Annotated in this window: 11 protein-coding genes; 8 read left to right on the forward strand and 3 right to left on the reverse strand. The window is 27.9% G+C overall.

The genetic code is table 11. The annotated features are described in order from the left end of the window. Window positions 1-30 precede the first annotated feature (30 nt). The 5 genes from CCO88_RS03410 to CCO88_RS03430 all read left to right on the forward strand — a co-directional run bounded on the left by CCO88_RS03410 (window position 31) and on the right by CCO88_RS03430 (window position 7,894). On the forward strand, window positions 31-297 hold the full coding sequence (locus CCO88_RS03410) for a hypothetical protein (RefSeq protein ID WP_002823307.1): 267 nt from the start codon (window positions 31-33) through the stop codon (window positions 295-297). 57 nt (window positions 298-354) lie between these two features. Continuing rightward, window positions 355-915 (forward strand): P-loop NTPase family protein, encoded by a 561-nt coding sequence (locus CCO88_RS03415; protein ID WP_002790730.1) that lies wholly within the window; start codon window positions 355-357, stop codon window positions 913-915. Window positions 916-917: 2 nt separating this feature from the next. After that, entirely contained in the window at window positions 918-1,184 is a 267-nt protein-coding gene (locus CCO88_RS03420) for a hypothetical protein (RefSeq protein WP_002823208.1), read from the forward strand. Window positions 1,185-1,230: 46 nt separating this feature from the next. Then, window positions 1,231-7,029, forward strand: coding sequence for an SNF2-related protein (locus CCO88_RS03425; protein ID WP_002839415.1), 5,799 nt, complete (start codon window positions 1,231-1,233; stop codon window positions 7,027-7,029). Between the two features lie 253 nt (window positions 7,030-7,282). Next, complete coding sequence (locus CCO88_RS03430; protein ID WP_031263757.1) at window positions 7,283-7,894, forward strand: NYN domain-containing protein; 612 nt, start codon at window positions 7,283-7,285, stop codon at window positions 7,892-7,894. A gap of 9 nt (window positions 7,895-7,903) precedes the next feature. Here CCO88_RS03430 and CCO88_RS03435 read toward each other — a convergent pair whose 3' ends face one another. The 3 genes from CCO88_RS03435 to CCO88_RS03445 are packed head-to-tail and all read right to left on the reverse strand — an operon-like array spanning window position 7,904 to window position 10,570. Further along, on the reverse strand, window positions 7,904-8,608 hold the full coding sequence (locus CCO88_RS03435; RefSeq protein WP_002790552.1) for a GNAT family N-acetyltransferase: 705 nt from the start codon (window positions 8,606-8,608) through the stop codon (window positions 7,904-7,906). Window positions 8,609-8,630: 22 nt separating this feature from the next. After that, complete coding sequence (gene mobP1, locus CCO88_RS03440) at window positions 8,631-10,019, reverse strand: MobP1 family relaxase (protein ID WP_002790553.1); 1,389 nt, start codon at window positions 10,017-10,019, stop codon at window positions 8,631-8,633. Then, complete coding sequence (locus CCO88_RS03445) at window positions 10,019-10,570, reverse strand: hypothetical protein (protein ID WP_002779777.1); 552 nt, start codon at window positions 10,568-10,570, stop codon at window positions 10,019-10,021. The genes mobP1 and CCO88_RS03445 overlap by 1 nt, the downstream gene beginning before the upstream one ends. A 193-nt stretch (window positions 10,571-10,763) precedes the next feature. Between CCO88_RS03445 and CCO88_RS03450 the strand changes: the two genes are divergently transcribed. Genes CCO88_RS03450 through CCO88_RS03460 form a run of 3 tightly spaced genes read left to right on the forward strand, consistent with a single transcriptional unit; the run spans window position 10,764 to window position 12,931 of the window. Continuing rightward, entirely contained in the window at window positions 10,764-11,045 is a 282-nt protein-coding gene (locus tag CCO88_RS03450) for a hypothetical protein (RefSeq protein ID WP_002839419.1), read from the forward strand. 27 nt (window positions 11,046-11,072) lie between these two features. Further along, complete coding sequence (locus CCO88_RS03455) at window positions 11,073-11,684, forward strand: hypothetical protein (RefSeq protein WP_002779779.1); 612 nt, start codon at window positions 11,073-11,075, stop codon at window positions 11,682-11,684. Between the two features lie 20 nt (window positions 11,685-11,704). Next, the gene (locus CCO88_RS03460) at window positions 11,705-12,931 is read left to right on the forward strand and encodes a DUF5710 domain-containing protein (RefSeq protein ID WP_002823310.1); all 1,227 of its coding nucleotides are present in this window, start codon (window positions 11,705-11,707) and stop codon (window positions 12,929-12,931) included. Window positions 12,932-12,969 lie beyond the last annotated feature (38 nt).

Below are 12,969 nucleotides of genomic sequence, written 5' to 3' on the forward strand. Positions count from 1 at the left end.
TAATCTTGAAAAAGATAGGAGAGTAATAAAATGCTAGAGATAGATAATAATAAAGAATTTAAAATCTTAAGACTAAACAAACAAGAAATTTTAAAAATTGGAGGTTATGGCATTTGCGACAGTTGTAATAAAATTTTAAGCAATGATGGATTTATGATCTGCGTTTTATTAAGTTGCTATTGCGAAAAATGCTACCAAGAATGGTATAAAGTTGCGATTAATCATGAAGAAGATAGAGAAATTGAAAAAGATGTTTATGAAAATATTAAATCGAAAATAACTAATATTTATTTTTAGTTCTTATTAATAAATATTAGTATATAATATTATACAAAAATATAAAAAAGGTTTTTTATGATAATATCTGTTGTAAATAAAAAAGGTGGTGTTGGAAAAACTCCTTTTGCTTTTTCAATTGCTAAAGATTTAGAATATTTTTTACAAAGCAATGATAATTCTATTATAGAAAAGATTTATCCTGAAAAAGCAAAAATTTTACCAACTCCAAAAAAAATAGATAATTGCGTTTATGATTTTGGTGGTTTTGTAGAAAAAGGGGTATTAGATATTATTAAAGAAAGTAATAAGATTATTATTCCTTGCACGAGTAATTACAATTCTTTACTTAGAACATTGGAAACTTTAAATGAAATAGGTAATGATGATAGAGTTTGTATCTTGGTTACAGATTATAGAGATGAGAAAGAGAAAAGGCAAATTTGTGAAACTCTTGAAAGCAATTTTACAGATTTAAATCTCTTTTTCTTTAAATTTTCAAAGATAATTGAAAATTCTATGAGTAGTGGAGCTTCTTTTACTGAACTTTATAATGAAAACAATCTTTCAAGATTAAGTTATACAAATTTTTTCAATGAGTATCAAAGACTTTTAGATTTTATTAGAAAGGATAAATAATAATGGAAAAAAAACCCTTTACAATAGCAGAAGCTTTAAACTCTGAAACAAGCTCTCAAAAGACTTTTAAGAAAGCTGATAAAAAATCGGCTGGAAGAAAAACTATAGATCAAAAACTAAGAAGAGACAATTTAGTAGTTTGCAGACTTAATGAACAAGAAATGGAAATTTTGAAAAAATTAATGGATTTAGATTTAGTAAGTGAATATGGTACTTATATAAGAAAATTAATCTTAAAAGAGGCACGAGCTTTAAATATTAATAGTTAAAAATGTTAAAATATCCTTGCAAAAAACAAAAATTACAAGGATACAAATGAGTAAAAAAACAAAAAGACAAATTGAAGATGAAAAAGATTATGGCGGTCGAAGTTTATTTGATCTAATCGAATTAGAATTTTCACAAGGAGAAGAAAATGAGCAACAAAATAGAGAATTATCCGAACATAGAGAAGTTACAGACAATATTGAACGAACTAGCATTTCATCAAATACACCAAGCGTGGATAGACAAGAAAATTCCACAATACAGCTTGATAATACTAGAGAGATGGGCAGAGTTTTATCCGAACACAATCAAGAATCTAGGAATGTCAGATCTAATGACACTAGCATTGCCACAAACACAAATGGAATTAGCAATCTTGGAGAGCAAAGAAGCAGACAAGAAGAGAGAACAGGGGCTAACAGATATGGAGATACTAGCAGAAGAGCAAATAAATCTCAATCAATACATAGCGATAGAACCCCAAATTTATTCTCCTTTATTTCAAGAAATGATGATGAAAGACAAGGAACAGATGCTGCAAGAAGCTACAATCAACAATCAGTATTGGAAACTGCAGCAAGAAATGATGGATATGAAAGAAGAAGCCTCAAATCTGGGCAAAAATTAGATTTTGTAAGCGATGATGAAATCTATCTAGGTTCTTTAAAAGATAGATTTCAAAAAAACCTTCAAGCCATTAAACTTTCAAAAACTATTGAACAAGAAAATCGCTACGCTACCAAACAAGAACAAGAAATTCTAAATAAATTTTCAGGATGGGGCGGTATTCCTCAAGCTTTTGATCATCAGAATAAAGAATGGGAAAAAGAATTTAAAGAACTTATTAGCACACTTGATTATGCAGAATATGAAAAGGCAAAAACTTCAACTTTAGATGCTTTTTACACTCCAAAAATTATTATCGATACAATTTATCAAGGGCTTAATCAGCTAGGATTTAATAATGATGATCACACCAAAGAAATATTTGAGCCAAGTGCAGGTATAGGCTCTTTTTTGTCTTATGCAAAAAATTATAGCGATAAATATCATTTTACTTGCGTAGAGCTTGATACTATAAGTGCAAATATATTAAAGCATTTGCACCCAAATCAAACAATTTATAATAAAGCATTTCAGCACCATTTATTTGATAAGCCATACGATGCTTTTATAGGTAATCCGCCTTTTGGTCAAAAAAAGATCTTGGATTTAAATGATCCGACACTTAATAAAACGAGTGTGCATAATTATTTTATTGGTAATGCAATTAAAAATTTAAAAGAAGATGGAATTGCTGCTTTTGTAGTATCAAGTTATTTTTTAGATTCTAAAAATAGCACAATAAGAAATTTTATAGCCGAACAAGCAACATTTTTAGGTGCTGTAAGATTGCCAAATAATGCTTTTAAAAAACGAGCTAATACAGAAGTTACTACCGATATTATCTTTTTTAAAAAAGGTAAAGATTTAAATATAGATAAATCTTGGCTAGAAAGCGTAGAATACTATGACGATCGTTTTGATGAAGCTGAAAAAAGAGGTATGCACCCTGATGTTTTTAATGACTTTAGAATAAATGAGTATTTTAAAAATAATCCACAAAATATCTTAGGAAAAATGAATATTAAAAGCTCTCAATATGGTTATAGTTTAGAATGCTTAGATGATGGAAGAGATTTAAAAATCGCTTTAGAAAATTTTACAAAAACCTTACCTAAAAACATTTATAAATATCAAGAAACAAAAATCAAGCTATCTTATTACAGGATTGATAGAGAATCGCCTGAATACGAAAAATATAGCAAAACTCTAAGTAAGTTAAAAGATGGAAATTATTTTGAATACAATAATGAAATCTACATGAAAATCAGAAGCGATGATGAGTTAGTCTTTTCAAAACCTGTTTTAAATGAACACGATACAAGAAGGATTAAAAAACTCATTGCTCTTAGAGATCAATTTAACACTCTTATTGAATATGAAAAAAATGAATCTAGCGATCTTTTAGTAGAAAATCAAAGAAAATATCTAAACAAGCTTTATGATGAATTTGTAGCCAAAGAAGGATATTTAAATAGAGATGCAAATAAAAAAGCCTTTAGAGAAGATGTAGAAGCAAACAAAATTTTAGCACTAGAAAAAAATTATAGCAGTGGTATTTCAAAAAGTGTAGCTTTAAAAGAAGGTATAGATCCTATTGCACCAAGTGCGACAAAAGCAGATATTTTTTTCAAAAGAACTATAAATGCACAAAAAGAAATTAAAATCTCGACTCCAAAAGAAGCATTAATTGCTAGTATCAATGAATATGGGAGAATTGATTTAAAATTTTTAGAAACGAATTTAAATCAGCCTTTAGAAGAAACCCTTAAATCTTTAGAGCAAGATAGATTAATCTTTAAAGATCACAAAAATCCTGCAAATTATGTTTTGGCTGAAAAATATCTTTCTGGCAATGTTAAAGCAAAGCATAAAGAAGTAAAAAAATTAGTAGAAGATGGCTTTAATGAATTTGTTAATAATTTAGAAAGCTTAGAACAAGTCTTGCCTAAAGATTTAAAAGCGGTTGATATTTCAATAAGCTTAGGGACAACATGGATACCTATAAAATATTACAAACAATTTATAGAAGAAACCTTACAAATTACTCCTAAAGATTATGATTTATTTTTAATGGAAAAAACAGGCGAATGGAGTCTTAAAGGTTTTGGCTATTCTTTAAGTTCTTATATTCGTTCAGAATATGCCACAGAAAGAATAGGTTGCTTTGATTTGTTGGAGCATGGATTATTAAGAAAGCCTATTCGCATTTATGATAAAAAACTAGATCCATCAGGAAAAGAAATCAGAGAATTAAATCCTAAAGAAACTGCAATCGCTAATTCTAAATTAGAAAATTTAAAAAATGAATTTATAGAATGGATTTATAAAGACTATGATAGACGCACAGATTTGGAAAATATCTATAATGAAAGGTTTAATACAAATATAGAACCACGATACAATGGAGAGCATTTAGAACTTCCAAATTTCAATGCCAATATCAAACTCAAAAAACACCAAAAAAATGCTATATATAGGGCTATTCAAGAAAATAGTATTATTTTTGATCATCAAGTAGGTGCTGGAAAAACTTTAGTGGCAATTTGCTCTGTGATGGAGCAAAAAAGAATGGGGCTTTTAAATAAACCCTTAATTGTAGTCCCTAATCATTTAGCAAGACAATGGAATGATGAGTTTTATCACGCCTATACAAATGCAAACATTTTAGTTGCTACAAATGATGATTTAAAAAAAGATAATAGAGAAAAGTTTTTTTCCAAAATTACAACAAATAATTTTGATGCCATCATTATGACACACTCGCAATTTAAATTAATCCCCGCACCTTATGAAGTTATCAAAAAACAATATGAAGAAGATATTAATATCTTAGAACAAACATTAGAAAAAAAACGAAACGATGATAATGTTATGCGATATTCTGTAAAAGACTTAGAAAAACGCATTGAAAATTTTAAGGTGAAATTGAGTGATTTGCAAACTACACATAAAAAATCTAAAGCGATAGATTTTTCAGAATTAGGAATTGATGCATTAATTATTGATGAAGCACATGAGTTTAAAAATTTACTCATTACAACTTCAATGGGTGATATAAGTGGTCTTGGCAATTTAAAAGGCTCACAAAAAGCCTATGATCTTTATTCTAAAACACAATATATTCACGAGCAAAATAAAAAACTCTATTTTTTAACAGGAACGCCTATAAGCAATTCAATTACAGAGCTTTATACTTTGCAAAGATACATACAACCAAATATCTTAAAAGAAAAAGGGATACAAGCTTTTGATTCTTGGGCTTCTACTTTTGGAGAAGTTACAAACGCTTGGGAGCTTGATAGTTCTGGAATAAATTATAAAATCGTTGCAAGATTTAACAAATTCAAAAATGTTCCTGAACTTTCTACCATGTATAAAAGTGTGGCTGATATTGTAACAAATAATGATATTATGAAATATCAAAAAGATTTCGTGCCAAAGCTTTACAATGACAAACCTATTAATATCGTTGCTCCTAGAAGTAAAGAAATAGCAGAATTTATAGGCATTCAAGATGAAAATGGAAGATGGAATGAAGGCTCTATTGTGTGGAGAATGGAGCATCAACAAGATGATATTACTAGAAATAACTTACTTGCTTGTACCACAGATGCTAGAAAAGCTGGACTTGATTTTAGACTTATTAATCCACATTGTGATGATTATGCAAATTCTAAAATTAATAAGCTTATTGAAAATGTTTTTAATGAGTATAATGCTTGGAATGATGATAAAGGCACACAATTAATATTTTGTGATTTATCCACTCCAAAACAACACTCACAAAAAGTTGCTCTAAATGGCAATATTGCTACACCAAATTTAAATAAAGAAGAATTTGTCAATATTAATGAAACAATAGAACAAACAGAAGAAGAGAATAGCAAAAGCCTTGATGAACTCTTAGCAGAACAAGCAAAATTTGATGTATATACTGATATCTTAAAAAAACTTGTCGCAAAAGGTATTCCACAAAATGAAATTCGTTTCATTCACGATGCAAAAACAGACTTACAAAAAGGACAGCTTTTTGCAGATATGAACTCAGGAAAAGCTAGAATTTTAATTGGATCAACGCAAAAAATGGGTGCTGGAACAAATGTGCAAAAAAGAATTGTAGCCTTACACCATTTAGATTGCCCTTGGCGTCCGAGCGATTTAGAACAAAGAAGCGGTAGGGTTATAAGACAAGGCAATGAACTCTTTATGAGAGATCCACAAAACTTTAGAGTAAAAGAGTTTAGATATGCAACTGAAAGAACCTATGATGCTAGAATGTGGCAAGTCATTGAAAGCAAAGCAAGATCCATAGAACAATTTAGAAAAGCTGGTGCTGATGTAAGAACCTTAGAAGATGTTACAAGTGGTGCAGCTGATGCTGCAGAAATGAAAGCAGAAGCAACAGGCAATCCACTCATTTTACTACAGGTGCAATTAAATAGTGATCTAAGACAAGAAGAAATGCTTTATAGTGGTTATAAAAGACAAATACACAATAATGAAGAAAGTCTTATAACTAATCTTTCAAAGATTGAACTACTAAAAAAAGATATAGCTAAAATGGAAATTTTAAATTCAATCATTAAAGAAAACAATAGCGAGCATTTTCAAGGAAAGTATTACATTAATGATGATGAAAAAGATTTCATTGTCTTTAAAAATGATACAAGCGATTTAAACAAAAGCAGACAAGCAGAACTTGAAAGAAATTTTGAAAAGATTGTTAAAACAATAGCTGATGACTATCAAAAAGAATATAAGGTTTTAGAGTTTAAAGGACTGCTTATAAGCGGAGAAAGAACAGATTTAAACACTCTTAATTTTTATGTGAGTACTACTGATGGTAAAACAATAATCGAGCCTGAAAATTTGATTTATAAAAGAGATGAAAAAACTTTTTTTAAATTGGAAAGTTATGTAAATTTTGGTGGTTTTGTAAAGAGATTAAACAATTTTTATAATGACTTAGAAAAATTTACTCAACTCAATAAAAATAAGATAGAAAATCTTGAAAAAGAAATTGTGGAGCTAAAAAGCATTACAGGGGATAACACTCCAAAATACAAAAGAAAGGACTATTTAGAGGCATTAAGAGAAGATAATCGCATTATCATGGATGAAATAGAAAAAATGAGTAAGCAAAAAAATTACAAAAGTGATTTTGTGCCAAAATCTGCAAAGATTTTAGAAGATTTAAATAAGCACAATAAGATTTTGAAAGACAGAGAATTGCTTATCTAAACCAGCTAAAGCTCTCATTAATATTTTTATGATATAATTCCGCCATCATTAGCACATAGAGGGGTCTTTTTAGCATCATATTTTTAAATTGACGACTCTTTGTGCTTCCAATTTAATAAATTAGGACTACGCAACAATGAATTCAAGCAATCCAAATATGGAATTTTCAATTATTCAGCCTAAAAAGACTGCAGTTCTTGTAGATCTCTCTTTTTTTCTTGAAAGATATAATACTCACAAGAGTATTAAAACAATGGAGGCTAAAGAATTGGCTAAGAGATTAAAAGACTATGTATGGGAAACCCTTAGAAGAAATGAAGATTATTTGCATAGAGTTTATATTTACGATTGCGAACCATTAGATAAAAATGTTCCTATGCCTCCCATAGAAAAAACTGATAAATCTAAGAACTTAAGCAAAACTACAACATACAAATTTAGAAGCGAACTTTTAAATCACCTAAGAAAGCAACCTTATTTTGCTGTAAGATTAGGTGAAATCGATGAAAATTCGTTTCAATGGAAATTTAGAGATTATGATAAATTTAGAAAAATTCTACGCAAAGAAATAGACATTTGTGAGCTTACAAGCGAAGATTTCGTTTTAGACATTAAACAAAAGGGTGTCGATATGAAAATAGGGCTTGATATTGCAACTTTAGCAAATAAACATCACGCCGAAAAAATAATTTTAATCACAGCAGATAGTGATTTTATCCCTGCTGTTAAGCACGCCAGAAAAGAAGGAATTATTGTTCAATTAGATCCAATGAGAATTCCAGAAACTCAAATTAAAAAAGGTTTGTTGGAGCATATTGACATCCTTTCGTCTGTTTTTATTAATAAAAATAAAAATGGCAATTAATTTTTGCTTTTATTTTATTAAACAAACAATTAAGAAAATTAATGCTATACAAAAGCAAAGTATAAATTTATTTCTTGTGCGAAGAGCAGCATTCTCTTTATTTAATTTGCGCATATCGTCTTTATGGGATTCTAATTGTCGAATACAGCCTTCTTTTTCGTGCTGTAAATTGCTTAGCTGATAACACATATTAAGAATATGAACTTCTTGAATATAATCAAAATCTTTCCTTATCTTTAAATCACCAATTTGCTCTATACTAAATCCTGTATTATCTTCATTAAATATAAAACCCAAATTTTTATATAACTTATCTCTTCTTATGTGATTTTCCAAGATTTCTTCATCCACAGCACTTAATGTTCCGCTAAGTCTTGCTGTTGGCACATACTTTAAAGCAATTTCTAGCATTTTATTAATTAAAAATGTTCCTATGCCTAAAGATTGATATTCATCGCGAATTGCTATAGAAGAATGAAAACTCCACCTATCACACTCGTAACTTAACCACCAATCATTTTGATTTTTGTGAATATTTGGAGTAATATTATTTCCATTTTTTAAATATTGATAATCCACAAACGCTCTTATTTCAACTTTATAAATTTTTTCACCTCCTCCACTTATCTCTATTTCAAAATTCAATTTAAAACAAACTTCTTTTTCGCTTTTTTTAGAGATATAAAATTTACTTGTATAAAATGCCTGTCTCATTATTTCTTACTCCTATATAATTTTATCCATCTCTTTTAATCTCATTATTCCTAGCACTTGTCCATCGCAAGATATTATCGGATCGTCCTCGCTCTCCTTGCTGTAACTGATTGAGTGCATTGATGTGCAAAAGCATTTGAGTTCGTTTTGTGTTATGAACCACAGGCTGTTTGGACAATATTCGCATAGAGTTTCTTTCTTGGGCAGTTTCTCTTCGGATAGTTGATTTATTACCGAGCTCTTGTAAGATTCTCTGTCTATATTGTTTTGTATAATCTCTCTCATTATTCACTCCTTTATCTTGTATAATTTTATATTTTTTTGTTGTTTTGGCTTTGTTGATCTGTTTTAAATCTTTCTCTCTACCTATTACTGATACTTCCCAAATAGGTTTTTTAAGTGTTTTAACAACTTCTTGCCACTTGTTATTAATTTTTGCCTTTCTTTTTATCTCATATTCTTCTTGCCCTACTATTTTAAATCTTGCATATTCACCCCTTAAAACTTTATTTTCTCTTACAACCCTTTCTAAATCTTGTCCCCAAATTGTAGTTATTCCTTTTTTGGTTTTATAACTCACATAATAACTTTTTTTGGCATTTTTATCTGTGCTAAATTGATAGTTTGCTTCTCCGAAATCCATAACTTGATAATAGTGCATTTTTATTTTTGGTGCTTGATTAATCTCATTATTTGCATTTAATTTAACTGAAAATTCTTGATTTATTTCTACTTCTCTTTGCTTTTTATTTGTAGCCTTTGCTTCAACTCCTAACTCATTTAATGCTTTTGCAAATTCTGCTCTTAAATTTGCTAAATCTGCTTTTTTTGGATTAATTCTTTTGCCATTTTTATCCGCAACTTTCAAGCAAACATGGCAATGCGGATTATCAGTATCATTATGAAAAGCAACTACAAAAAAATTATTTGGATACATTCTTTTTAAAGTAGTAATTACAGCTTGTTGTAATTTTTCTTTTGGTGTTGTAGAATGTTCTTTCATGGAAAAAACCATATTAATGGTATGTCTTTTTTCTTTAGCACCTTCCTTATATAATGGAATAGGAGATCCTTCATTTTTAAAAATTCTTTTAACTTCTAAAATCTCATCTTCTCCCGCATATCTATCAAAATCGTTTGTAATCAATTCTACATTTCCATCACGAGAAATATAATCAAGATGTTTTGAAAGTGCTTGAGAATTTTTAGAACCTGAAGTAATTTTTACAACGACTTCTGTATTTTTTCTAAACATATTTTTACTAATAAGCTTACCTGTTTTTATATCTTTGGTGTATTTATCTCTATTTTTATTGATGTAATTTAGTGGTAGCTTTGAAGCATTTTCTATTTTAGTAAAAACTTTTTTAGCAATTATTTCATCATCAAATATTCTTATACTACGCGACATTAAATTCTTTCATTATTTTTTTCTATTATAGCCCCAAGCTGATCGGATAATATATCAATTTTATCTCTAATATTATCCATAGTTTTATTTAAATTATTTTCATTTATTTTGACAGAATTTCCACTTCTAAGAATCTTCAATAATTGATATATATTTTTACCTATTGCATTGATTTCTGTTCTTGTTTTTATAAACTCATCTATTTCTATATTAGTAAAAAGTTTTTCATTTTTTATGGAGTTTAATAGCAAAAATTTTGCTTGTTTTGTAATACTTGAAAATCCTGTATTTTTAGAGATTTCTTTTAAAATATTTACTTCATTTTCTGTAAGTTTTAGTTTGATTATTTTATTTTCATCACTTGTATAAAATTTATTTTTAGATATCTCATCATTGATTTTATTCTTCTCATCTGTATCACAAGAATTAAACTTTTTTAATAAAATAGATATTATTTTACTATATGATGCATTTGTTTCTGATTTTATATATTCTAAAATTATTTTATCATCTTTGCTAACTTTTATGACGCAATTATTGTTTTTATTCATTTGCACTTCCTTAATGAGCCTCGCAGAGTTTTTGCCTTTTATTTTTTAAAAAGGTAACTTTTTGAGAAATAAAAGGCTATCCTGCAATCATTAAATTATTTCAATTAATCGCTATTCTACATTATTAAGCTTTATAAAACATTAAGACTACTTTGCGATAATACATTTACATAAATATTATAAAGGAGATGTTATGCTTAAAGAAAGCAAATTGATAGAAGAATTAAAGCGTGAGTATGATGAAAAATTAAAAAAATTACGCCAAAAAGAAAAAGAAAATAAAGAGCGTATATATAAAAAACTTTCATCGGCACTATTTAAAGATTTTGAAATAAATGAAGATTTTAAAAATGAATTTAATTTATTGGTAGAAAAGTTTGATTGCAAAAATACTAAAAATATCTTATATAAAATAAATAACTTATATGATTTTAATCATAGAAACGATAAAATAGATACTGCAAAAAAACAATAAAACAAAACTTATCATAGGAGAATAAAAATGGAAAAAGATTACAAGATAAAAGTTACAGATGTAAGCGAACTTAATGAGCAATATAAAGAAGCTATACAAGAGGGAACTTATGAAGGTGAAGATGTAAATAAATTTTTTAATACAATAAAAACTTTTGATATTGCAGAAAGTTTATTAAAAAAAGATTTTTCAAATCAATATATTAAATTTGATATTATTACTGATAAAGAAAAAATACCATTAAATATAAGACTTGGTGATAAAAATTTTGAAAAAGGTATCGAACATTTAATTAATATTGGTAGTTCTAAAATATCTAAAGAAAATATAAATCCTGAAATAAAAAAAGATCTCAATAATCAACTTGGAACTTATAAACCAAAAGTATATGATGAAATGCTAGATGGAACTTTTAAAGCTTTAAAAAATTTATCTGAAGTAGCTAATAAAGATATAGGAGTAATGATATCAGAATTTGCAAATTCTTATTCAGAAACTAGAGAAAAATTTGAAAAAAAACAAATTAATAAAAAATCATTTTTTAAAGAAAAAATGAATGAATTTTTCAAAAAAAAACTAAATAAAATTTTACCAAATAAAGAAATCAGCAATGAAAAAACATATTCTCGATCAAGATAAAGAAATCAAAAGGATATGCAATGCCACAAAAAAGAATTTATCTTTATGTTCCATTTAAAGACAAAGAAAAAGCAAAATCATTAGGGGCAATGTGGGATGATAAAGAAAAAAAATGGTTTGCTCCAAAAACCTTAGATAAAAATATTTTCTCACAATGGCTTTATCCACACCAAAAAAAAGAATTTTCATTTGATGAAAATGAAGTCTTAACAGCTTTTAAATCTGCTTTAGAAAATCAAGGTTTAATTATTGAAGGCTTACCTATCATGGATGGTAAAATTCATAGAGTAAAAACTACCAATGATAAAGGTAGAGAATTAAGCGGTGCCTATAGCGGTTTTTTAGACGATTATCCTGCAGGGTTTGTGCAAAATTTTAAAACAGGCATTAAAGAAAATTGGAAAATGCCCATAGAAAAAAATCAAAGCAATAATATAAAAAATTCTCAAAAATTACATGAGCAAATAAAAAAAGATCAAGAGCTTAGAGAAAAAGAGATTTTAACTTTGCAAGAAAAAACCGCTTTAAAACTTGAAGATGAGTATAATAATGCAAAATGGGCTAATTCTAATCACGCTTATTTAAAGAAAAAAGGCTTTGATGAAAACTTTTATCTTAAACAGGATAAAATGGGTTCTTTGCTTATTCCTTTAAAAGACGAGAATGGAAAATTATGGTCTGTGCAAAGAATATTTCCAAATGGAGATAAGATCATAGGAGTCATTAAAACTCAAGAAGAAAAAGATCAAGGCGTAGAATATCTTGCAAAAAAACAAGGTTGCTTTCATATAATAGGAGCTAAAACACTGCATAATTTAAAAGAATTTTATATTTGCGAAGGCTTTGCTACTGCTGCAACTATATACAAGGCACTTAATAAGCCTGTGATAATGGGTGTTGATGCTGGAAATTTATCGAAAATTGTTGAAACCCTAAAAAACAAATTTGAAAATACTCCTATAACTTTAATAGCAGATAATGATAAAAAAAGAGAATTGAAAGGTCTTTCTAATGTCGGCGTGGAAACTGCAAAAGAAATTCAGCAAAGATTTTCAGATATTAAAGTTATCATTCCAAAAATCAGCGATCAAGAAGCAGGACAAGGCGTGAGTGATTTTAATGATATCTTCTTAAACAAAGGACTTGATGAAGTCAAAAAACAATTAAATTTTATTGATTTTCATAACAAGCTTAAAGCTTTTAAATCTATGGAAAAAACACAACCTGAAAAAGAGATAACTAGATAATAATAGTTACTCTTTGTAATTATAATATATAAATAATA

Origin of the sequence: Campylobacter coli LMG 9860, assembly GCF_000254135.1 — a bacterium.
GTDB classification, from domain to species: Bacteria; Campylobacterota; Campylobacteria; order Campylobacterales; family Campylobacteraceae; genus Campylobacter_D; species Campylobacter_D coli.

Coding starts and splice junctions, on each gene's coding strand:
- CCO88_RS03410 (WP_002823307.1), top strand. CDS start 31: ATGCTAGAGATAGATAATAATAAAGAATTTAAAATCTTAAGACTAAAC.
- CCO88_RS03415 (WP_002790730.1), top strand. CDS start 355: ATGATAATATCTGTTGTAAATAAAAAAGGTGGTGTTGGAAAAACTCCT.
- CCO88_RS03420 (WP_002823208.1), top strand. CDS start 918: ATGGAAAAAAAACCCTTTACAATAGCAGAAGCTTTAAACTCTGAAACA.
- CCO88_RS03425 (WP_002839415.1), top strand. CDS start 1,231: ATGAGTAAAAAAACAAAAAGACAAATTGAAGATGAAAAAGATTATGGC.
- CCO88_RS03430 (WP_031263757.1), top strand. CDS start 7,283: ATGGAGGCTAAAGAATTGGCTAAGAGATTAAAAGACTATGTATGGGAA.
- CCO88_RS03435 (WP_002790552.1), bottom strand. CDS start 8,608: ATGAGACAGGCATTTTATACAAGTAAATTTTATATCTCTAAAAAAAGC.
- mobP1 (WP_002790553.1), bottom strand. CDS start 10,019: ATGTCGCGTAGTATAAGAATATTTGATGATGAAATAATTGCTAAAAAA.
- CCO88_RS03445 (WP_002779777.1), bottom strand. CDS start 10,570: ATGAATAAAAACAATAATTGCGTCATAAAAGTTAGCAAAGATGATAAA.
- CCO88_RS03450 (WP_002839419.1), top strand. CDS start 10,764: ATGCTTAAAGAAAGCAAATTGATAGAAGAATTAAAGCGTGAGTATGAT.
- CCO88_RS03455 (WP_002779779.1), top strand. CDS start 11,073: ATGGAAAAAGATTACAAGATAAAAGTTACAGATGTAAGCGAACTTAAT.
- CCO88_RS03460 (WP_002823310.1), top strand. CDS start 11,705: ATGCCACAAAAAAGAATTTATCTTTATGTTCCATTTAAAGACAAAGAA.